This window comes from Mesorhizobium sp. LHD-90, assembly GCF_030929505.1.
GTDB lineage: Bacteria > Pseudomonadota > Alphaproteobacteria > Rhizobiales > Rhizobiaceae > Kumtagia.
The window spans coordinates 168437-189741 of the sequence record NZ_JAVFVV010000001.1; the positions used below are offsets into that span (position 1 = coordinate 168437).

The 21305-nt window shown below is 64.7% G+C and carries 23 protein-coding genes and 1 tRNA gene; 13 read left to right on the forward strand and 11 right to left on the reverse strand.

Annotated elements, in window-relative coordinates:
• The first annotated feature begins 224 nt into the window (after nt 1–224).
• The gene (locus tag RB623_RS00770; protein ID WP_308055096.1) at nt 225–2327 is read left to right on the forward strand and encodes a mechanosensitive ion channel family protein; all 2103 of its coding nucleotides are present in this window, start codon (nt 225–227) and stop codon (nt 2325–2327) included.
• Nucleotides 2328–2461: 134 nt separating this feature from the next.
• Here the strand turns inward: RB623_RS00770 and RB623_RS00775 are convergent.
• A tRNA-Ala gene (locus tag RB623_RS00775) sits at nt 2462–2537 on the reverse strand.
• 172 nt (nt 2538–2709) lie between these two features.
• Here RB623_RS00775 and RB623_RS00780 point away from each other — a divergent pair.
• From RB623_RS00780 to RB623_RS00790, 3 genes are all read left to right on the forward strand, one after another.
• Nucleotides 2710–3000 carry a YggT family protein gene (locus RB623_RS00780; RefSeq protein ID WP_308054829.1) on the forward strand — a complete coding sequence of 97 codons (291 nt, stop codon included), beginning with the start codon at nt 2710–2712 and terminating at the stop codon, nt 2998–3000.
• A gap of 9 nt (nt 3001–3009) precedes the next feature.
• A complete protein-coding gene (locus tag RB623_RS00785; RefSeq protein ID WP_308054830.1) occupies nt 3010–3330 on the forward strand; it encodes a DUF167 family protein in 321 nt (106 codons plus the stop codon).
• Between the two features lie 306 nt (nt 3331–3636).
• Entirely contained in the window at nt 3637–4236 is a 600-nt protein-coding gene (locus RB623_RS00790; RefSeq protein ID WP_308054831.1) for a hypothetical protein, read from the forward strand.
• A gap of 58 nt (nt 4237–4294) precedes the next feature.
• On the opposite strand, the gene ppa is transcribed toward RB623_RS00790, so the two are convergent.
• Nucleotides 4295–4828, reverse strand: coding sequence for an inorganic diphosphatase (gene ppa, locus RB623_RS00795; RefSeq protein ID WP_308054832.1), 534 nt, complete (start codon nt 4826–4828; stop codon nt 4295–4297).
• 267 nt (nt 4829–5095) lie between these two features.
• On the opposite strand from ppa, the gene RB623_RS00800 reads away from it, so the two are divergent.
• Entirely contained in the window at nt 5096–6334 is a 1239-nt protein-coding gene (locus RB623_RS00800; RefSeq protein WP_308054833.1) for a tetratricopeptide repeat protein, read from the forward strand.
• 67 nt (nt 6335–6401) lie between these two features.
• Here the strand turns inward: RB623_RS00800 and RB623_RS00805 are convergent, their stop codons facing one another.
• The 5 genes from RB623_RS00805 to RB623_RS00825 all read right to left on the reverse strand — a co-directional run bounded on the left by RB623_RS00805 (nt 6402) and on the right by RB623_RS00825 (nt 11893).
• The gene (locus RB623_RS00805; protein ID WP_308054834.1) at nt 6402–6908 is read right to left on the reverse strand and encodes a GNAT family N-acetyltransferase; all 507 of its coding nucleotides are present in this window, start codon (nt 6906–6908) and stop codon (nt 6402–6404) included.
• A gap of 180 nt (nt 6909–7088) precedes the next feature.
• Nucleotides 7089–9260, reverse strand: a complete 2172-nt coding sequence (locus RB623_RS00810; protein ID WP_308054835.1) for a calcium-binding protein — start codon at nt 9258–9260, stop codon at nt 7089–7091.
• 336 nt (nt 9261–9596) lie between these two features.
• Nucleotides 9597–10232, reverse strand: coding sequence for a TPM domain-containing protein (locus RB623_RS00815; protein ID WP_308054836.1), 636 nt, complete (start codon nt 10230–10232; stop codon nt 9597–9599).
• A gap of 10 nt (nt 10233–10242) precedes the next feature.
• The gene (locus RB623_RS00820; protein ID WP_308055097.1) at nt 10243–11040 is read right to left on the reverse strand and encodes a YgcG family protein; all 798 of its coding nucleotides are present in this window, start codon (nt 11038–11040) and stop codon (nt 10243–10245) included.
• Nucleotides 11041–11260: 220 nt separating this feature from the next.
• Nucleotides 11261–11893 (reverse strand): LemA family protein, encoded by a 633-nt coding sequence (locus tag RB623_RS00825; RefSeq protein ID WP_308054837.1) that lies wholly within the window; start codon nt 11891–11893, stop codon nt 11261–11263.
• A gap of 140 nt (nt 11894–12033) precedes the next feature.
• Here RB623_RS00825 and RB623_RS00830 point away from each other — a divergent pair, with 140 nt between their 5' ends.
• From RB623_RS00830 to RB623_RS00850, 5 genes are all read left to right on the forward strand, one after another.
• Nucleotides 12034–12255 carry a hypothetical protein gene (locus RB623_RS00830; RefSeq protein WP_308054838.1) on the forward strand — a complete coding sequence of 74 codons (222 nt, stop codon included), beginning with the start codon at nt 12034–12036 and terminating at the stop codon, nt 12253–12255.
• A gap of 6 nt (nt 12256–12261) precedes the next feature.
• Nucleotides 12262–13149, forward strand: a complete 888-nt coding sequence (pdxY, locus tag RB623_RS00835) for a pyridoxal kinase PdxY (RefSeq protein ID WP_308054839.1) — start codon at nt 12262–12264, stop codon at nt 13147–13149.
• 13 nt (nt 13150–13162) lie between these two features.
• On the forward strand, nt 13163–13948 hold the full coding sequence (locus RB623_RS00840) for a DUF429 domain-containing protein (protein ID WP_308054840.1): 786 nt from the start codon (nt 13163–13165) through the stop codon (nt 13946–13948).
• Nucleotides 13949–14052: 104 nt separating this feature from the next.
• Entirely contained in the window at nt 14053–14697 is a 645-nt protein-coding gene (locus RB623_RS00845) for a carbonic anhydrase (protein ID WP_308054841.1), read from the forward strand.
• Nucleotides 14697–15131 carry a nuclear transport factor 2 family protein gene (locus tag RB623_RS00850; RefSeq protein WP_308054842.1) on the forward strand — a complete coding sequence of 145 codons (435 nt, stop codon included), beginning with the start codon at nt 14697–14699 and terminating at the stop codon, nt 15129–15131. The genes RB623_RS00845 and RB623_RS00850 overlap by 1 nt, the downstream gene beginning before the upstream one ends.
• Here the strand turns inward: RB623_RS00850 and RB623_RS00855 are convergent.
• Nucleotides 15125–16381, reverse strand: a complete 1257-nt coding sequence (locus tag RB623_RS00855) for a multidrug effflux MFS transporter (protein ID WP_308054843.1) — start codon at nt 16379–16381, stop codon at nt 15125–15127. The two genes, RB623_RS00850 and RB623_RS00855, sit on opposite strands and share 7 nt — an antisense overlap.
• The gene (locus RB623_RS00860) at nt 16378–16851 is read right to left on the reverse strand and encodes a MarR family winged helix-turn-helix transcriptional regulator (RefSeq protein ID WP_308054844.1); all 474 of its coding nucleotides are present in this window, start codon (nt 16849–16851) and stop codon (nt 16378–16380) included. Before RB623_RS00860 ends, RB623_RS00855 begins: the two co-directional genes overlap by 4 nt.
• Before the next feature lie 178 nt (nt 16852–17029).
• Between RB623_RS00860 and RB623_RS00865 the strand changes: the two genes are divergently transcribed.
• Nucleotides 17030–19078 (forward strand): M3 family metallopeptidase, encoded by a 2049-nt coding sequence (locus tag RB623_RS00865; RefSeq protein WP_308054845.1) that lies wholly within the window; start codon nt 17030–17032, stop codon nt 19076–19078.
• 5 nt (nt 19079–19083) lie between these two features.
• On the opposite strand, the gene RB623_RS00870 is transcribed toward RB623_RS00865, so the two are convergent.
• Together RB623_RS00870 and RB623_RS00875 are read right to left on the reverse strand one after the other, a co-directional pair.
• Nucleotides 19084–19407 (reverse strand): hypothetical protein, encoded by a 324-nt coding sequence (locus tag RB623_RS00870; RefSeq protein ID WP_308054846.1) that lies wholly within the window; start codon nt 19405–19407, stop codon nt 19084–19086.
• A 114-nt stretch (nt 19408–19521) separates the two neighbouring features.
• The gene (locus RB623_RS00875; protein WP_308054847.1) at nt 19522–20010 is read right to left on the reverse strand and encodes a GNAT family N-acetyltransferase; all 489 of its coding nucleotides are present in this window, start codon (nt 20008–20010) and stop codon (nt 19522–19524) included.
• A 124-nt stretch (nt 20011–20134) separates the two neighbouring features.
• On the opposite strand from RB623_RS00875, the gene RB623_RS00880 reads away from it, so the two are divergent.
• The gene (locus tag RB623_RS00880) at nt 20135–20356 is read left to right on the forward strand and encodes a hypothetical protein (protein WP_308054848.1); all 222 of its coding nucleotides are present in this window, start codon (nt 20135–20137) and stop codon (nt 20354–20356) included.
• A 3-nt stretch (nt 20357–20359) separates the two neighbouring features.
• The gene (locus tag RB623_RS00885; RefSeq protein ID WP_308054849.1) at nt 20360–21208 is read left to right on the forward strand and encodes a Ku protein; all 849 of its coding nucleotides are present in this window, start codon (nt 20360–20362) and stop codon (nt 21206–21208) included.
• Nucleotides 21209–21305: the final 97 nt, after the last annotated feature.

Consider the following 21305-nt stretch of genomic DNA (forward strand, 5'->3'; position numbering starts at 1 on the left):
CGAACTCCCCGGGGCCGACGCCTATGTCGTTCGAGACGTTGACCGACTGCGTCCGCCCTTGCGGCGCCGCGATTGGATTTCGACTTCGACAATCGGATTTCCAGCCTGCATTGTGGATGCTAGGTTCGGGCAAGCGAGCTTTTTTGGGGGGTGACATGAGCTGGAGATCGGGTATCGACGGCATGATTGTTGGCGGTACGAAGGGTCGCAAATCGGGGAACTCGATGACTCCTGGGCCGGTTGCGCGCTTTCTCCTGACGATCGCGACCGTTGCCATTTTTCTCGCCGTGGCCGGCGGCGTCTCGCTTGCCCAGACTCAGCCGGTCACCGCCGCACCGCCGCCACCGGAAAAGGTCCAGCAACTACTCGGACTGCTCAACGATCCCGAGGTGAAGGCGTGGCTCGAAGCGAGACCCGCCGCTCCGGCTGCGGCCGATACCGCGGCCGAGGACACCGTGGCAAGCGGCGTCTCCGATTTCGAGAACCGTATCCGCAGCCATATAGGTGGGCTCAAGAACGGGCTTCTGAACTTCCCGCAGGAACTTGCCCGTGCCTCCGAGGTGGTGGCCAAAGACATCAATTCGGGCAGTCCGGGCAAGGTCATCGGTATTCTCGCTGTACTCGTCGCGGTCGGTTATGGCGCGGAATGGCTGTTCCGGCGGCTGTTGCGCCGGGAGAAATCCGAACGTTCCGTGACCGCGGCTGCCGACCAACCGCTGCGGCTTCTCGCCGACCTTATTCCGCTGCTGGTCTTCGCGCTCGCCAGCGCGGGTCTCTTCCTGGTCTTCCAATGGCCGCCGCTGCTGCGCAAGGCCGTGCTCACCGTCCTGCTCGCCTTCATCGTGTTCCGGCTCATCCGCACCATTGCGAAACTGCTGCTGGCGCCGGACGGCGCGACAGCCGAGCGGCCGCGGATGGTCGACCAGGACGATGCGGAAGCGGGTTTCTGGTTTCATCGGGTGCAACTGCTGGCGGGCATCTTCCTCGTCGGCTGGGCGATCGCCAGCCTGATGCCGGCGCTAAGCTTCTCGCGCGGCGCAATGCAACTCGTCGGCTATGTTTTCGGCCTGGGCTTGCTCGGCGTCGCCATCGAAAGTGTCTGGCGGCGGCCGCATTTCGACACGTCGTCGACGCCGACGCGCGCTTGGCTGGTGACCTTCTTCCTGGTCATTCTCTGGCTAGTCTGGGTAAGCGGGATGGTCGGGTTCCTGTGGCTGGGACTCTACGCGCTGTTCTTGCCAAGGGCGGTGAGGGGCGTCGGGCAGGCGGCGGAGACGCTTGCTGCCCGCAATGGTTCGGACACCCTGCTGAGCAGGATGACCAATGTGCTGGTCGTGCGCGGCGCCCGGGCGCTGGTGATCGCGCTGGCGGTGGCGTGGCTCGCCTACATCTGGGAGATCCGGGCGGATGCGGTCGGCGGCAACGCTGTGATGGATCGCCTCGTTGGCGGCCTGCTGCACGGCGTCATCATCCTGCTCATTGCGGATTTGCTGTGGCAGTTGTCCAAGGCGTTCATCGCCCACCGGTTGGAGGTAACGGGGCAGGAAGGCGGCACCGCCGACGAGATCGCACGGCGCGGGCGGCTGCGCACGCTGCTGCCGATCTTCCGCAACGTGCTTGCCGTCTTCATCGGCATCGTCGCTGTGCTGACCATCCTTTCCGGCATGGGCGTGGCGATCGCGCCGCTTGTGGCCGGCGCGGGCATCTTCGGCGTGGCGATCGGCTTCGGTTCGCAGACGCTGGTGAAAGACGTCATCAGCGGCGTGTTCTTCATGCTCGACGACGCCTTCCGCGTCGGCGAATACATCCAGAGCGGTAGCTACAAGGGCACGGTCGAGGGATTCAGCCTGCGCTCGGTGCGGCTGCGCCACCAGCGCGGACCGATCTTCACCGTGCCGTTCGGCTCGCTCGGCGCCGTCCAGAACATGAGCCGCGACTGGGTGATCGAGAAGATGACGCTGACCGTCACCTACGATTCCGACATCGAGGCGGCTCGCAAGATTGTCAAGAAGATCGGCCAGGAATTGGCGCAGGACCCCGAATTCGCCGACAACACGCTGCAGCCTCTCAAGATGCAGGGCGTCGACAGTTTCGGCGATCTGGGCATCGTGTTGCGCATGAAACTGATGACCAAGCCGGGCCAGCAATTCGGCATCAAGCGCCGCGCCCTGGTGATGATCAAGAAGGCGTTCGACGAGGCCGGCATCAAGCTGGCAACGCCGATGGTGCAGGTGTCCGGCGGTGGCGACGACGCGGCTGCTGCGGCGGCACGCGAGACGCTGCGCAGGAAGGCGGTGGAAGAGGCCGCTGCCGCCGCTTCGGCCTGACGCCGGATCGCGGCCGACGAATTCAAGGACGCGGCCGCTCGACGGCCGTTGGAGGTTTCCGGACACGCAGCCCGCGCCCTGAGCGCGCCTGTCTGGCCGACAACCTCTCGCTAAGCCTTTGAAATTCCGCCGAATGGTGGAGCTGAGGGGGATCGAACCCCTGACCTCGTCATTGCGAACGACGCGCTCTCCCAGCTGAGCTACAGCCCCGTTCGGCGAATGGCGGTGTTATGTGCAGGCGCGGGGCGCGTGTCAAGCAGGAGCAGCGGCGTTTTGCGCGCCGCCGCTGCGAGCCGGGTTCAAACGGCGGGAAACCGGGACAATCGAAGCTTGTCGTCAATCCAGCCAATGGCTACATGTCGGCGGACCAAAGGAGATTCTTATGCTCGCCCTCATCAAGACGGTGGATCTCGCGCTCAGTATTTACTGGTGGTTCCTGATCGGAGCGGCGGTGTTCTCCTGGCTTTTCGCCTTCAACGTGGTGAACTCGCGAAACCAGTTCGTCAACACCATCGGCACCTTCCTCTACCGCGTCACCGAGCCGGTGCTGGCGCCGATCCGGAGGCTTCTGCCGAACCTCGGCGGCATCGACATCTCGCCGATTGTTGCGTTGCTGATCATCTTTTTTCTGAGACAGTTCCTGTGGACGACCATCGAACCGATGGTCCGTTAACGCACTGGAATGACTGGGTTTTATCGGGGGATCGCGGGCGGCGTCGAGCTGTTCGTGCGGCTGACCCCGAAGGCCGCCGCCGACCGGATCGGCGGGGTCGAGACGGCCGCGGACGGCCGCTCCCATCTGGCGGCAAAGGTGCGTGCCGTGCCGGAAAAAGGCGCGGCCAACGCCGCGTTGGAACGGCTGGTCGCGGAGCATTTCGGGGTCGGACGGTCGAAAGTTTCGGTCGTCGGAGGCCATACAGCCCGCCTCAAGACGGTGCGGATCGAAGCCGCCCCGGAATTCCTGCGCCCAATTCTGACTGGAATGGCCAAGCCATTAATCTAACTAACAATTTTTCATCGAGCCGGGATGTTCACGGCATCTGACGGGCCGGTCCGAATATCTGCGTGAAGTCCGTAATATCTTTGGTTTTCAACATGATAGCTGGAAACTTTGTCGCCGACGTGCCGAATCGCTTCATTTGAGCCCCATTTTTGCGGCTCCGGCGTTGTTTTTCGCCGCTTCGACTTCCCGAAACAGCCATTTCGCTTCATGCGCGCCTCACGCTTGGGCAACCACCCGATGCAAGCGGTTTTCTTCCGAAAGGGGTTGTTCTAGCTTCGGACACGAACACAAAGCGAGGCAGCGGCCATGCGATACCCTCTGGTACTTTTCTTCCTTACGGTACTCAGCCTGCCGGCCGCCGCGGCGGAGATGAAAAGCGAGTACACGGATATCGACTTCGAAAAATCCTGCTCGAGCTTTTCAGCCAATCAGGAGGGTGGCGATTTCGCCAATTTCGTCTGCCCCGGATGGCGGGGTTATCCCGTCGTCTATTACACCGGCGACCTGCGCGAATCCGTGTTCTACGGTTTTCCGCCGGCGGGCGGCGATACGGTGTGGGAGAGTTTTTCGGCCTTCAATTCCACCGCACCGAAGATCGAATGGCGCATCGAGGTGGATGGCGACCGCCAGGTGCCGATCGCGGCGATCCACCGCTGGTCGGTCAGCAGCGATCCTGACGACAGCGAGAAGAAGACCGAGGTGCTGGTGGTCGAGAAGGTCGGCCAGATCGGGGTGGGCGAGGGCTGCACGGTCGGGCTGGTGGTGGCGAGCGGCAACCCGAAGGCCAACGAGACGGCGCGCAAGATCGCCGACGAGCAGGTGCGCGATTTTGCCTGCGGCGCCGACGAACGGGTGGTGGTCAGCGGCGACGTGGCGCTGCCGGATTTCGACCGGCAGGAGAATTGAGCGGCCACGGGTGGACCGAATAAACCTGTCCCCCGGAGCCTCTCAACGAACGGCGCTGTTATTTCGCCGCCTTCGCCCGCTCGACCGCCTCGACGATCATCTGGCGTGCTCGCGCGGCGTCGTGCCAGCCGCCGATCTTGACCCATTTGCCGGGCTCGAGATCCTTGTAGTGCTCGAAGAAATGCGCGACCTGGTCGAGGGTGATCTGCGGAAGGTCGGTGTAGTTGTGGACCTTCTCGTAACGCTTGGTGACGTGCGGGGAGGGCACGGCGATGACCTTCTCGTCCTGGCCCGCATTGTCTTCCATGATCAGCACGCCGATCGGCCGGACATTGATGACGCAGCCGGGGATGAGCACGCGCGTATTGCAGATCAGGACGTCGATCGGGTCGCCGTCGCCCGACAGCGTGTGCGGCACGAACCCGTAGTTTCCGGGATAGCGCATCGGCGTGTAGAGGAAGCGGTCGACGAACAGCGTGCCGGCGTCCTTGTCCATCTCGTATTTGATCGGCTCGCCGCCGACCGGCACCTCGATGATGACGTTGACGTCGTGGGGCGGGTTCTCGCCGGTCGGAATGGCTTCGATGCGCATGGCTGGGGTCCCCTTGCTGTTTGGGAGACCGATAGCCGGCCATGCTAGGCTAGAGCAAGGGCGCACAGTTTGAATTGCCAAGTTTCTCCTTTGCCACGGACGGTACCGGGCGGTCGACAGCTCGCTCAACCCGATCTGCCGCCCGGCGGTAAACCCATATCGTCAAAGCACTTCTCAGCGCCGAGATGGGTGCATATGCTTTTCAGTGATCGAGTCGTCAGGTTGGGAAGCCCGCTTGTTTGGCGTCCTGGTCGCGGAGGGGGGTGGGTGGCCAGTTCGCTAGGATCGAAGGTCAAAACGGCAAGATCGTCGCCTTCGGAATTTGAAGGGGAGGCTTTCAAGGTCATCCCGCATCCAGGTTCCGAACAACTCGTCATTTTCCCCACAGGCACTGGCGCTGGCCGCACTGGAGGTTTCGATTTCTGGGCGTCAGGGAACGAACTCCCCGTCAACCGCATCTTCATCAATAGCGGCAGTCGCATCGAGTGGTATCAAGGGGGCATTCCCGGTCTTGGCGACGATCTTGCAGGCGTGCTGCGAACACTGTCGGACTGGGCGCGCTACCTTGGCACGAAAGAAATCCTTGCCATTGGCCAAAGCATGGGCGCGGCTGGCGCCATCCTGTACGGGACGCAGCTCGGTGCGCGCGTTTTGGCCTGTTCCCCCGAGACGACCATCAAGCTGCCGGGCAGCCGCAGCGAGAAGCTCATGCATCCTACGGCACCGGTTCGTTTTCCAGATCTGCACGATTTCATCCGGCAAGCGAAGAAGCCGGTCACCGTATTTGCTGGCGAGCGCGATCCGATCGATCTTTACTGCATGAGCCTCGCGAAAAACCTACCCAACTACCATGGCAGGACGATGCGGCGCGTCATCCACGGCGTACCGAATTATCTCAAGAACAGGGGCCGGCTGCGCTCTTTTCTCGAAACCTTCATTGCAGGGGAGCAGATCCCTCCGATGCAAGAGGATGGCAATGCGCTGGATCACCCAGATTTCGCGCGAGATTATTACGCGCTTCACGTTGCAAGCTTCCGTGAGGACTGGGACAGTGCCATCGATATTGGCCGCAAGCTAGTCTCGAACAACGCCTGGTCGGATCATGCACACTATCTGCTGGGGCGTGCCTATCTGAAAACGGGCAATTACGACGAGGCGTTGAGGATGTTCGCCGTCGCATCGGCTATATTGCCTAGTGAAGGAGAATACCGATTCTATGTTGGCCATTGCTTTCGACATCTCGGAGATAACGATCTGGCAATCTCAACACATCGGCGGTCAATTCGCGACGGTGTCGGAACGGCGAAAACGCATTTCGATCTCTGCATTATCTATTCAAAGGCCGGCCTTTATAAGCGGGCGCTGACAGAAATTTCAAAAGCGGTAAAGCTGGCTCCTGATAACGAAGCCTTCAGGGCACGAGAAACGCGCGTCAGAGCGCAAATCAAATCAAGCGGGCTACCGGACAATCCCGAGGCCGCTCGCCTGCGATTGGTCTACGGGTAAGGCCTATGCCTGAAAGCGCGGCAACGCACACCGCACGTGGCAGTGGCACGACCTTTGCGGGACACCCTCACTCCCACACGAAGGCGATCTTCTTCAGCGCCTTCTGGTCGAAGACCTCGACGCCTTCGGCGACGTCGCGGCCGCCGGCGCCCTGGTAGAAGGCGACGGCGTTGTGGTTTTCCTCCAGCGCCCAGACCACCAGACCTTTCAGGCCGTGGTCAGCGAGCTTCTTGCGCGCCGCGGCGAACAGCCGGCTGCCAAGGCCGACGCCCTGGTATTCGGGTTTGAGGTAGAGTTCGTAGATCTCGCCCTGCTGGCGCAGTTCCTTCGCGCGGTTGCGGCCGATCGTTGCATAGCCGGCCACCTCGCCGCCGATCTCGACGACGATGACGGTGGCGGCGCGCCGGATGGCGTTGGCCCACCATTGGCCGCCGCGCCGGTTGACCATGCGTGTCAGCGCCTTGTGCGGGATGATGCCAGCATAGGCGCCCATCCAGGCGGCGTGGTGAACGTCGGCGATGTCGTCGGCGTCGCGCGGTTCGGCCCTACGGATGTCGATGGCGAGCGTGGTCATGATAACCAAGTTTAGATCGCCCGGCCGCCATTGCAAGCGACAGCAATGACGCTGGCGCCAGGGGCGCGAAAAAGCCGTTCGGATTTCCACAAGATGATCGTCGAGTTCGTTCGCGTCTTCGGCGCAGCGCGGTTCACCCTCCCTGTCTCGCAAGCGGACCGCGACGCCTTCCGCCTCGCCTCACGCCACCGAGAAATCCGTATTGGCGAGGGCGAGGCCGGCACCGATCGTGGCGAACTGGATACGCGCGATCGCGCCGATGCCGTCCGCGTCGTAGAAGACCTTTCCGGTGTCGGTTTCGTAGATGATGCGGTCTGAACTATCCTGCGCGAGCCCGGTCGTGTTGGCGAGAAAGGCGGCCGAAGCCAGCGTGCCGGCGCTCAGCGCGGTGAAGATGGCGTCCGACAGAAGGAAGCGGTCGTCGGCGACGTTGAAGTCGGCGATGGCGTCGATGTTGCCCGCCCCGAGCGCGGTGGCGAAGACGAATGTATCGTCGCCGAGCAGGCCGGTCAGCGTGTCGGACCCGCCCTTGCCCTCCAACCGGTTGTCGCCAGCGTTGCCGGTGATCGCCTGCGCCACCTCGTTGCCGGTGAGTTTCAGGCCGGCGGCGCCGGAGGAGCCATTGGTGGCGAGGATTTCGACGAACACGCCCGTTCCCAGCGTATAGTCCACCGCCGCAAGCACCCTGTCTGCCGTCCCTTGCGAGGCGCCTTCCACGATCACGTCGCCGGAATTGAACACCCGGTAGGTGTCGTTGCCGCCAAGGCCCGTCAGCGTGTCGGCAGCCCCCTTGCCGCCGTCATGCAAGATGTTCTGGCCGGCATTGCCGACGATCACCTGTTGCAGCGCGTTGCCGGTCAGGTCGATCGCGTTCGTGCCGCTGTTGGAGGTGGTGCGCAGCGTCTCGACCGACACCCCCGCGGTGAGCGCGTAGTCGAGGGTGACGGCGACGAGGTCGGCGCCCTGGCCGGCGGCCTCGACCACGACGTCGTCGGCGTTGTCCACATAATAGATGTCGTTGCCGGCGCCGCCATACATCTCGTCGCCGCCGGTTCCGCCGTTCAGCGTGTCGTTGCCCTGGCCGCCGTAGAGGCCGTCATTGCCGCCCAGGCCATAGAGCGTGTCGTCGCCGGCGCCGCCGCCGATCTCGTCATTGACGAGCGAGTGGCCGTAGAGCGTGTCCTGACCGCCGCTTCCGGTGACGATTCCGTCGCGCGGATCGACGATCTGCATGCGGATATCGTTGTTGCCGGAACTATTGTCCGTCCAGCTCACGACCACCCGGCCGTCGGCAAGCGCCGAAACCGACGGGGCGACCTGGGAGAGTTCCGTCGTCGTATTCACCACCATTTCGCCGCCAATCTTTCCGCCAGCGCCGTCGAACGCCTGCAGGCGGATGCAGGAGTCGCCGTCCACGCCGACGCCGCTCGTATCCGTCCAGGAGACCACGAAGCCGCCGTCCGGCAGCGCCGTCAGCGTCGGGTCCTGTTGCGAACCAAAGATCGTGGAATTGACCGCGATCTCGCCCGTCAGCGGCAGGGCATTCGGCCCGTTCGCCGTGAACAGGCGGACCTTGATCTCGTTGCTGGCAGCGTCAAGGCTGTTGAGTTGCCGCCAGGCCACGGCGACTACGCCGTTGCTCAGGAAGGCTACCAGGGGATCGAAGGCGCCGAACGAACCAGGGAGGTCGACGCGGAACTCCGGCGCCTTCTCGGCGCCGGCCGTATCGAACAGCCGCCCCCAAATGGCGCCATCGCCTGTCCAGACGATGGCGGCGGTCGACCCGTCGGGCGACGCGGCGACCGAGGGAGCTTGTTGGAAGCCAGGCGTGAAACTGTTTGCGGTGAGGACCGGACTGCCATTCCCGGCCGCGTCGAAGATCCGGAAGAGGACGTTGTGGCCGGTGGCAAAGTTCGGATCCGTCCAGGCGACGATCGAGCCTGTTCCGAACTTCGCGACGTGCGAGTCGTCGTCCTCGCCGAATGCGAAGACGACGGGCTGGTCGCGCACGAAGCCGCCGTTGGCATTGTAGACACTGCCTTGGATGTAGTTGTTGCCCGACCCGACGTTCTGTGTCCAGGTCACATAGAAGCCCCCATCGGCGAGCCCTGTCACCGACGGCAAGTCCAGGTCGTTCGTTGGGATAGGGCCGGCGATAAGTATTTCCCCGCCGACGGTTTGACCCGTCGCGTCGTAGCGCTGCGCGCGGATCGCTGCGTCCGATCCGGCGCTCTCGTCCTCCCAGACGACGACGAAGCCGCCGCCCGCAAGCGCGGCGACGTCCGAAAATGCCTGCGATCCCGCGGTCGTCGTATTGACCAGCTTCTCGGCACCCCATTTGCGTGTCGGCATTTCGACTCCTCCCTGGCTGGATTGCGTGCTGTCAAACTCCGTTCATGGGCTCCGCCGCGCTGCCAGAAGGCAGTGCGGCGAGAACCGCGCGCCGCCCGCGCGTGGAGACCGTCAACCGTCTACCTATGTCGATCGAAGAGGACACGGGGGCGCTTGGGCGCTCCCGGTCAAGGAATGCGCCCTGCCTTCGCGGGCAACACCCGTGCCCCATTCCGCACCCCCCGCAGGCTGGCGCTACAGCACTTCCGGCAAAAAAATAGCACGGCCTGCCGCACCCGCATAGCTGATGGCGCCGTCCGGGCGCGGGTCGGCATCGGCGGGGTAAAATAACCCGGATCAGATTTCTACAAGATGATCGTCGAGTTCGTTCGCGTCTTCGGCGCCGCGTGGAAAATGTTCCGAGAGCAGCACGCCGACCGCGGCGACCGCGGTGACGAAACCGTCCGCCAGCCGGCCTGAGCGCGCATGGTCGACGAGGCCTGCAACGATGCCGTTCCAGGTCTGTTGCGGCACCTTTGCGTTTATGCCGGCGTCGGCGACCACCTCGGCATAACGCTCGGCCAGCGACACGAACACCAGCACGCCGGTGCGCGCGGCGGTGATGTGGACGTTGCGCGCCAGGAACTGCTTCAATGCGTTGTCGTGGGCGCGCAGATAGCGCAGGCGGCGCGGCACGAAATGCATCCGGATGCCTGGCGCAAGCAGGAGCACCAGCCAGCAGGAGGCGAGCGCCAGCGCCACGGCGGCCCAGAACACCGGCAGGCGCATCGATACCCACCAATATTCCAGCAGGAATGCGGCAACGAGGCTGACCACCATCACAGCCAGGGTGACGAAAAAGGCGGCGGGATAAAAATAGCTGTCGCTGGAACGCGCGACGACACAGTAGATCTCGCCCGCGGTTTTTTCCTCCGCCGCGCGGATGGCGCTGGCGATGCGGGCATGGTCGGCGTCGCTGAGGGTTTTTGTCATCGGGCTTCCATCACCAGCTCCCCGAGGCGCCGCCGCCGCCGGAGGATCCGCCTCCGCCGGAAAAGCCGCCGCCGCCTGACGACCAGCCGCCGCCGCCTGACGACCAGCCGCCGCCGCCCGACGACCAGCCGCCGGACGATCTGTCTCTGGAGCGGCCGCCGACGGTGATGTCCATGCCCAGCCAGCGGTAGCGGTTGGGGCCGATTTTCGTGCCGAAGATCGGCGGCAGGATCGCCATCGCCATGCCGCCCAGGAAGATGGTGGCCCACAAAGCGATGAAGACGACAAAGATCCAGTCGACGTCGGCGAATGTGTTGTCGGCCGGCGGATTGCGCCTTGCCCGTGCTTCAAGCTCCGCCGCGTTGCCCTCCAGCACCATCACGATATCGTCGGCGGCGCGCGAGATGCCGCCGGAAAAGTCGCCGGCACGGAAGGCCGGCACCATGGTGTTGTCGATGATCAGCTTCGAATGCAGGTCGGTGAGCGTGCCCTCCAGCCCGTAGCCGACCTCGATGCGCATCTTCCGGTCGTTTTTGGCGACCAGCAGCAATATGCCGTTGTCCTCGCCGCCTTGGCCAAGACCCCAGGCGCGGAACAGGCGGTTGGCGTAGGGCTCGATCGCCTCGCCGTCGAGGCTGTCTATGGTGGCAACCACGATCTGGTCGGAGGATTTCTTCTCGAAGGCCTCGAGTTTCTGGGTGAGCGCGGTCTCAGTCGCCGGGTCGATCATGCCGGCGGCGTCGACGATACGGCCGGTGAGTTTTGGCAGATCGGCAGCGAGGCCGGGGAGGGAGAAGAGGAGGAGGATTAGCGCGAGGACGAGCGCCGCTTTCCCTCCCCCTCGAGGGGAGGGTGCCGAGCGGAGCGAGGCGGGAGGGGTCGCTGCGGCAGAATGAGGGACCTTTTTTTCCGACAAGAAAATGAGGTCGAGCACTGCCGCGACGACCCCACCCGGCCGCTTCGCGGCCACCCTCCCCTCGAGGGGGAGGGAAAGCGCTGCGCCGTCCGCCACGTCCATGACGCCGGCGTCAGCCGCCCTGCTTCGTGCCGAAATCCACCTTCGGCGGCTCCATCTTGTCCTCGGCCACCGTGAAATTCTGGAACGGCTTGTTGTCGGTGAACCACAAGGTCGCCCAGATTATCGAGGGGAAGGTGCGCAACGTGGTGTTGTATTCGCGCACGGTCTCGATGTAGTCGCGGCGCGCCACGGCGATGCGGTTTTCGGTGCCTTCGAGCTGCGCCTGGAGGCCAAGAAAATTCTGGTTGGCCTTGAGGTCCGGATAGTTTTCAACCACGGCCAAGAGCCGCGACAGCGCGCCGGTGAGGCCCGCCTGGTTGTCCTGGAACGCCTTGAAGGCGTCGGGGTCGGTGAGCGTTTCCGGCGTGACCGTCACCTGGGTCGCCTTGGCCCGGGCTTCGACCACGGCGTCAAGCGTGTCCTTCTCATGCGCGGCGTAACCTTTCACCGTCTCGACGAGGTTGGGGATCAGGTCGGCGCGGCGCTGGTACTGGTTGAGCACTTCGCTCCAGGCGGCCTTGGCCTTTTCCTCGGCGGTGGGGATGGTGTTGTAGCCGCAGGCCGACAGCAGCGGCAGCAGCAAGGCAAGCAGCAGGAACGGGAACGCCCGGCGGGCGGTCGGCGCGATGGTCGGAAAAGACATTTTCAGCCCTCGACAACGGATTGACGGCGGAGACTTAGCATATTCACGGTTGAAAGGAACCGGCGCCCAACCTTGGGCCTTGGACGCGCGTCGCGGCGTGTGATAGGCGAAAATCTCGAAGCCATGCCCCGGGGGATTGCGTGCCCAGCGACGGAGACAGCCAGCGGACGGACGAATCCAGGCGGATTCTGGCCCGCGTCTCCGGTGAGGCCGAGCCGGGCAGCGCCTCCATCGGCCGCGGGGCCGACGATCCCGCCGACCCGGTCGAGAAGATGGGGATGCGTATCGCCCGTGTGCTCAGCATGGCGATCACAGTCGCCGTGATCGCCTGGTGCGTCGTCTATATCATGCGGTATTTCTGAGGCGCCATGACCACCCAGCAGCCCGAGACACCGCGCGCCGTCATCGTCGTGTCCAGCCATGTGGCGCGAGGCTCGGTCGGCAACCGCGCCGCCGTGTTCGCGCTGGAAACGCTGGGCTTTCCGGTGTGGGCGGTGCCGACCGTCATCCTGCCCTGGCATCCCGGGCACGGACGGGCGACGCGCATCGTGCCGGAACCGCAAAGTTTCGCGGCGCTGATGAAGGATCTGGAAGCTTCGCCGTGGCTGGGCGAGGTGGCGGGCGTGCTCTCCGGCTATCTGGGCGACGTCGTGCAGGCCGAGGCGGTGGCATCACTGGTGACGGCGGTGCGGGCGAAAAACCCGCGCGCGCTTTATGTTTGCGACCCGGTGATGGGCGACATGGGCGGGCTCTATGTGCCGAAACCGCTGGCGGAGGCGCAACGCGACCTGCTGGTGCCGATGGCCGACATCGCGACACCCAACCGCTACGAGCTGGAATGGATGGCGGGCGGGGCAAAGCTGGACGATCTGCGCTCGGTGATGGTGGCGGCGATGGATGCCGGGCCGCCGACCATGCTGGTGACCTCGGCGCCGGGGCTGATGGCGGGCGGCATCGGCAATCTGATGCTGACGCCGTCGGAAGCCCTGCTGGCCGAGCATAGGGCGATCGAAAAGCCGCCCAACGGGCTCGGCGACCTGATGGCGGCGGTGTTGATGGCGCGGCTGCTCGACGGCCAGCCGGCCGGCAAGGCGCTGCAATCCGCCACCGCCTCTGTATTCGAGATCCTGGCCCGCACGACAAAGCGCGGCGCCGACGAGCTGCAGATCGAGACCGACGCGCAAAGCCTGTCGCATCCGATGGCGATGGTGCAACTGCGGCATCTCACGCATCCCGGCCGTGACCGGCGGGCCTGAGCTTGGCCGTCAGATGTCCATGCACCCCGCGCTGGCGGCCGAGATCGACATAGCCGGCGTCGACGGCTGCAAGGCGGGCTGGGTCGCGGTCACCCTGCGGCGCGGCGGGCAGCTTGCGGCAAAGGTCTGCGGCACGTTCGAGGATGTGCTGGCGGGGCTGGGGGGCGACGCGGTGGTGGCGGTGGACATGCCGATCGGCCTGCCCGACTTCACGCATCATGGCGGACGCGGGCCGGAGGTGCTGGTGCGGCGCTTTCTCGGCGAGCGGCAGTCGAGCGTCTTTTCCATCCCGTCGCGGGCGGCGATGTACGCCGCCGACGAACCGTTCACCACCATCGAGCGCTGGTACGAGATGCACCGCATCGCCAGCGACGTGGCGCGAAAAACATCCGACCCGCCGCGCGGCGTGTCCATCCAGGCGTTCGGCATCTTCTCGAAAATCCGCGAGCTGGACCGGCTGATGCGCGACAGGCCCGACCTGCGCTTGCGGGTCATCGAATCGCATCCGGAGGTGGCGTTCTGGCGGCTGAACGGCGCCAAGGCGATGGCGTTGCCGAAGAAGGTCAAGGGAAGCGTCAATCCGGCCGGCATGGAGGAGCGCAAGGCGCTGCTGGCCGCCAACGGCCTGCCCCGCGCCTTCCTCGACATGCCGCCACCGCGCGGCGCGGCCGAGGACGATTTTCTGGATGCTGCGGCCGTGCTAACGGTTGCGGCAAGGCGTGCGCGGGGCGAGGCAGAGCCGTTTCCCGATCCGCCGGGCCGGGACGCGTATGGAATTCCGGTGGCGATCTGGGCATGACCGGCGTATTTGCATGGCGGAAGACTTTGCTATGCGCCACGCGATTTGCTGCACCGCAGCGATTCCGATTGATCAGCACGCGATATTGCCGTTAGGTGAAACTCATGACCGACCTGCCCGACCACCTTCTCGCCGGCTACCGCAGCTTCATGAAGGGGCGCTACGCCTCGGAGACGGACAAGTGGCGCACCCTGGCGCGCGAGGGGCAGTCGCCGGAGACGATGGTGATCGCCTGCTGCGACTCGCGCGCCGCGCCCGAGGTGATCTTCGATTCCGGGCCGGGCGAGCTGTTCGTGGTGCGCAACGTCGCCAATCTGGTGCCGCCCTACGCGCCGGACGGCGAATTCCACTCGACCTCGGCCGCGCTGGAATTCGCCGTGCAGGTGTTGAAGGTGAAGAACATCGTGGTGATCGGCCACGGCCGCTGCGGCGGCATCCGCGCGGCACTGTCGCCGGCGGCTGCGCCGCTGTCGCCGGGCGATTTCATCGGCAGGTGGATGAGCCTGCTCGGCCCCGCCGCCGAATCCGTCACCAGCAACGCGCTGTCGACGCAGAGCGAGCGGCAGACGGCGCTGGAGCGCATCTCCGTCCGCTATTCGATCGCCAATCTCAGAACCTTCCCCTGCATCAGCATCCTGGAGGGCAAGGGCAAGATCACGCTGTGCGGCGCCTGGTTCGATATCTCGACCGGCGAATTGTGGGTGATGAACCGCCAGACCGGCGATTTCGAGCGGCCGGAGATGGGCTGATGATGCCGGCCGGCGCTCCGGCCAGCAGGATGCGCCGGGTCGCGGCCTGCGCGGCGGCGCTGGTTTCTCTAATGTCAGTATCGGCTTTCGCGCAAGAACCGGTGGTCGAGCAATGGTATGCCGCGCTGGCGACGGCCGACCGCGGAAAATTCGAAAGCCTGCTGGCCGACGATGCGAAAATCCGGCTCATCGATCTCGGCGTCGAGCAGACGAAGGCCGAGTTCGTGGATTCGCTCGACGAGTGGGAAGCGGCGATGGCCGGAGCCACCATCCGCCACCGCATCGAAAAGACGGCCGGCGCCGTCACTACCGTCATCGCCTGCTACCATTTCCCGGCCAACGACGTGCTGCTGCGCGAGACATTTCTTGTCGAGGCCGGGCTGATCCGCGAGAACATTCAGGTAGAGATCGCCGAAAGCTGCGAGGCTTATTGAACCGGCTGATCCGGGGGCGGGGCGTGCACGATATTGGCGGCGGCGGGTTTCGGCAGGCGATGCCAGACCGCCCATGACAGGATGGCGATGAGACCCATCGCCGGGATGACGGTCGACATGGCGACGACCGGCTCGCCGATCGCCGCACAGAGCAGCCCGCCGACAAGCCCGCCGCCCATCTGGAAAAAGCCGCTCATCGACGAGGCCGCGCCGGCGATGTTGGGGAACGGGGCAAGCGTTGCCGTCGCCATGGCCGGCATGACGAAGGCGATGCCGAAGGCATGGAAGGCGATCGGCCCCATGACCAGCAGGAAGGTCGGCTCGAACAGATGCAGGCCGATCGCCGTCGAGGCGCTGCCGACAGCGACGAACGCCAGGCCGACGGGGACCAGGCGAAAGGCGCCGAAGCGGCCAAGCAACTGGCGCACCACCAGGGAGCCGAGGAAATAGAAGCCGGACTGCATCAGCATGCCGACGCCGAACTGGCTGGGCGTCAGGCCGACGCGCTCCATCAGGATGAAGGGCAGGATGGTCGCCTGCGTGTAGATGGCGCCGACCGAACCGGCCAGTACGATGCTGGACAGCACGAAATAGGGACTGGAAAGCACTTTTTTGTAGGAGCCGAGCAGCGCCCTTGGGCGGACCCGCGACAGGTCGCGCTCGACCGTCTCGACCATGGCGAAGCGCACGATCAGCATGATGACCACAGCCGAGGCGAACATCAGCACGAAGATCGCATGCCAGCCGGCGATCTCCATGGTGATGCCGCCAAGCGTCGGCGAGAAGGCGGGGCCGGCCGCGAGGATCAGGCCCATCAGGTTCATGATGCGGGCGGAGCGCTCGCTGGTGAAGAGATCGCGTACCACCGCGCGTGCGATCGCCCAGCCGACGGCGGCGCCCACGCCTTGCAGGAATCGTGCGGCGATCAGCAATTCCACCGTGGTCGCCAGCATGGCCATCAATGAGGCGACGAGAAAAATGCCCATGAAGGCGTAGGTGACCGGTTTTCGGCCAAAACCGTCGGACAGCGGACCGCAGACCAGTTGCGCCACGGCAAACCCGGCGAAATACAGCGAAAGGGTCAGTTTCACGGCTGCCTCGGTCGTGCCGAAGGCATGTACGATCTCGGGCATGGCCGGCGTGTAGAGCGCCATCGACATGGGGCCGATGGCGACCAGCACGGCGCCGATCCAACTGACGCGCCGCTCGCTCATCACAGGCGCGGGAAGCACTCTCGATTGCATGTTCATGCGGCGGCGCTTTCCTTGCGGAACTGGTCTCGCATGACGGTCAGGTTGGTCCGCACATTCTTCAGAGTGTCGAGGAAACGCTGCCAGTCTTCCGGGGCGATGTCCTGCGCCATATCGGCGCGCAGGCGGGCGCCGATCGGCCGGATGCGCTCCAGCATCGCCTCGCCGGCTTGCGTGACATGCACCAGCTTGGCCCGGCGGTCGGCGCTGTCCGTCTGGCGCTCGACGAGGCCCAATGCCTCCAGCCGGTCAAGAGAGGCGCTGACGGTCATCGCTTCCACGCCGATGCGCTCGGCCAGAAGGTTCTGGCGCAGCGGCCCGCAGCGCGCGGCATGCGTCAGGGTGCGCGCGTCGCCCGGATTGAGCTCGATACCCTCCTCGGTGATGCGGCGGTCCATCTCGGCGCGGATCAACCGCGTCACGTCGGCGATGAGGAATCCGACGTTGTCGGGGTCTGCGCGCTCGGGCATAATATAGTAAGTCCTGCTTATTATCAGGCTTGCTTAGAGATTGGTTGTGTCGACGTCAACGTGGTTGAGCAGTCTGCTCTTTTGAGGGCGTCGCCCGAAGCGATTGCGTTGCGATATGGTTGCGCCGACATCGGCGCGGCCCTACATCGAATGCGCTTCGATCCAGGAGATTTCACCCATGACTTCGGCTGTGACGCTCGATGACCATCCGCTGACGCACTGGACCGGGCCGCTCGGCCTGCCGGATTTTTCGCGGATCGCCGACGGCGATTTCGGCCCGGTGTTCGACGCGGCACTGAAGGCGCACGAGGCGGAGATCGAGGCCATCGCCGGCAATGCCGAGCCGGCGACAGTCGAAAACACGCTGGCCGCGCTGGAGCTTGGCGGCGAGGCGCTGGACCGCGTCTCCTCCATCTTCTGGTGCCGGGCGGGCGCCCACACCAACGACGCGATCCAGGCGATGGAGCGCGAGATCGCACCAAAAATGGCGCGGCACTTTTCGGCGATCTCGATGAACGCGAAGCTGTTTGCGCGCATAGATGCGCTCTATGGGCAGCGTGAAAAGCTCGGCCTCGATGCCGAGACGCTGCGCGTGCTGGAAAAGACCTGGAAAAATTTCGTGCGCGCCGGCGCAAAACTCGATCCGCAGGGCAAGAAGCGCCTGGCAGATATCAACGAGGAACTTGCTTCGCTCGGCGCCAAATTCGGCCAGAACGTGCTGGCCGACGAGAAGGACTGGGTGCTTTTCCTCGAGGAAAGCGACCTCGACGGACTGCCGGCCTTCGTGCGAGACGCGATGGCGCAGGCGGCTGAGGCGCGTGGCCGCAAGGGCTTGTACGCGGTGACGCTGTCGCGCTCGATCTACGAACCTTTCACCAGCTACTCGGCCCGCCGCGACCTGCGCGAGCAGGCTTGGAAGGCCTTCATCCGCCGTGGCGAGAACGGCGGCGAGACCGACAACGGCGCGGTGGTGGCGAAAACGCTGGCGCTGCGGGCGGAGAAGGCAAAGCTGCTCGGCTATGAGAGCTACGCGGCGCTGAAACTCGACGACACGATGGCGAAGACGCCGAAGAACGTCCACGGCCTGCTCGATCCGGTGTGGCAGAAGGCGCGCGAGAAGGCGGCCGGGGACCAGGCCGAGCTGCAGCGCATCGCGGCCGCCGCCGGCAGCAACGACACCATCGCCGGCTGGGACTGGCGTTTTTACCAGGAAAAGCTGCGCGCCGAAAAATTCGCCTTCGACGAGGCGGAACTGAAGCCGTATCTGCAACTGGAGCGCATCATCGACGCCTGCTTCGACGTGGCCGGGAGACTGTTCGGCCTCTCTTTCGTTGAGCAGAAGGGCATAAAGGCTTGGCACGACGACGTGCGCACCTTCGCGATCAGGCGCAAGGACGGCAGCCAGCTCGGCCTGTTTCTCGCCGACTATTTCGCGCGGCCGTCGAAGCGCTCGGGCGCCTGGATGAGCGCGCTCAAATCCGGCTACAAGCTTGGCAAGGGCTCAAGCCCGGTCATCTACAACATCATGAACTTCGCCAAGGCGCCGGAGGGCGAACCGGCATTGCTGTCGCTGGACGAAGCAAAAACGCTGTTCCACGAATTCGGCCATGCGCTGCACGGCATGCTGACGGACGTGACCTGGCCGTCGGTGTCGGGCACTTCCGTCAGCCGCGACTTCGTCGAGTTGCCGTCGCAACTCTACGAACACTGGCTGACCGTGCCGGCGGTGCTGGAAAAGCACGCGCTGCACTACAAGACCGGAGCGCCGATGCCGAAGGCGCTCCTGGACAAGATGCTGGCGGCTAAGACTTTTGGGGCCGGCTTCGCGACGGTGGAGTTCACATCCTCCGCGCTGGTCGACATGGCCTATCACGCCCGCCCCGACGCGCCGGCCGACCCGCTCGCCTTCGAGGCGGAGACGCTGAAAGAACTGGAGATGCCGGACGCCATCGCCATGCGCCACCGCACGCCGCATTTCCAGCATGTGTTCGCCGGTGACGGATATTCAGCCGGCTACTATTCCTACATGTGGTCGGAAGTGCTGGACGCCGACGCTTTCGCCGCCTTCGAGGAGACCGGCGACGCGTTCAACCCGGTGCTGGCGGAAAAGTTGCGCGAAAATATCTATGCCGCCGGCGGGTCGAAGGATCCGGAAGAGCTTTACATGGCGTTCCGCGGAAAGATGCCGACGGCCGAGGCCATGATGGAAAAGCGCGGACTGACCTGAGAGGATCAGTCGGGGTAGCAGGAAGCCGGCACGTTTGGCCACACGGCCTTGTCGCAGCCGGCGGCCTCGCGCTGCTTCCTGAAGGAGGCGCTGACCGGACCGGTGACCACCGGGTCCACGCCGTAAGGTGCATCGGCGAAGCGCTCGGCGACGTCCTCGCCATCCGCAGCCGGAGCACGGATCGGGGCCTTTTCGAGCGCGGCCCGGACGCCAGTTCGTTCGTCGGTGGGGGCAGCGGCGCCGGACGAGATCGCGGCGGCAGAAACGACGAGCGCGACGAAAGCCGCCGCCCATCCGAAATTTTTGCCGTTGCCGGTGAAGAAAGCCATGGGAAAGAACCGCTGCGGCCGGAAATGGTTCCGAAGCCGTCAATAGACCGCATTAGAACCAACTAAAGTTAAGAATCCCTTGCGAAAAGGTCGTCCCGAAGGGCAGGCGCCGGATCACAGGTCGCGCGCAAAATAACGAACCGTCTTCGCGCCGCCGTGGATCGCAGCCTCGCCCACCGGCAGGAAACCGAGCGCGGCGTGAAAGGCGTCGGAAGCGGGGTTGGGCGGCTCGGCATTGACCTCGCAGGTGACGACCGCGTGGCCGGCCTCGGCGGCCTTGCGGAACAGGCTTTCGTAGAGCGCGCGCGCAAGACCGCGGCCGCGCGCCGTGGGTGAGACGGCCACGCGATCGACATAGACGAAGCGCCGATAGCGGTCGCGGAACCATTTGAAATTGGGGCTCCAATAGTCCGCGTCCTGATCGAAGGCGATGATGAAGGCGTCGCAATCGCCGATCGCCTCAGCGTGAAAGGCTTCTGCGATCAGATGGCGTAGCTCGTGCGGCTCGAGCCAGGAAAGCTCCGCCGCATGCGCGTTGTTGAGTTTCAGCACGGCGGCCTCGGACACCCCGGCCAGCGGCGTTGCATGGGTCGATAGCGTCATGCTGGTGTTTCCTTAGCGGCGGATACTGGCCGGGCACGTGCCATTTTCAGGGAACCGCCGCAAGCGCCACGCGTTGTATGCGGTCTGGCCGCGCGCCGGACCGTTGTCATGCAGGAATTTCCCGATGGACCAACGCGACCGCCTCATCCTCGCTTTGTCGGCTCTGGCCAATGCGGAACGGGAGGCCCGCGAGGCCTTGCAGGACGCGATCGCCGGCGGGGTGTTCTCGCCGGAGATGCGCGCTGCGCTGGCGGACCGCAGCGGCTCTGCCGTCGGCGAGGAGGATATGGAGGCGGCGCGCGCCTTCCTGCCGCCGGAAAAGTCGAACCTGCGGCTGGACACCTGAACAATGGCGCCGCGGCCCGCCTGGAGGGGATACCTCAAGCTTTCGCTGGTGACTTGCGCGGTCGAGCTGTCGAACGCCACCACGCAGAGCGAGAAGGTTTCGTTCCGGGTGATCAACCGCAAGACCGGCAATACGGTGAAGCGGCAATATGTCGATGCCGAGAGCGGCAAGCGGCTCGCCGACAAGGATGAGGTGAAAGGATACGAGACCGGCACGGACGAGTACCTGCTGATCGAGGAGGAGGATATCGAGGCCGTCCAGATCGAGGCCTCGCACACGCTCAGCCTCGATGGTTTCGTCGGCAAGGGCGACATCGATCAGATCTACCTCGACACGCCCTATTACCTGGCGCCGGCCGACAAGGTATCGGAAGAGGCCTTTTCCGTCATCCGCGAGGCGCTGACGAAGAAGAAGATGGCCGGGCTGGCGCGCATCGTGCTCTACCGCCGCGAGCGGCCGGTGGTGATCGAACCGTTCGGCGCCGGCATGCTGTTGACCACGCTGCGCTACGGCAGCACGGTGCGGCACGTCGGCGACGTGCTCGAGGAGGGTAAGAAGCCCGAGCTGGACGAGGAGATGATCGAGCTCGCCGAGCGTTTCATCGAGCGCCACAAGGGCAAGTTCGATCCGAGCACGTTCGAGGACCGCTATGAGACAGCGCTGCTCGAGTTGATCAAGTCGAAGAAGGCGGGGCGCAAGCCGCCGAAGGCCAAGCCCGCCGCGCCGAAACCTTCCAACGTCGTCAACCTGTTCGACGCGCTGAAGAAGAGCCTCGCCGGCGGTGACGACAATGGCGGAGACGGCAAGGCGCCGGCCAAGCGCACCGCTTCGGCGAAGGGTAAACACAAGTGAACCGGTCTCCGTCCACGGCTTTGTCGCGGCGAGTCCGAGGCATGGATCCTCGACACTCTCCGCTCCCTGCGGTCACTCACGAGGTTGGGAATGACGG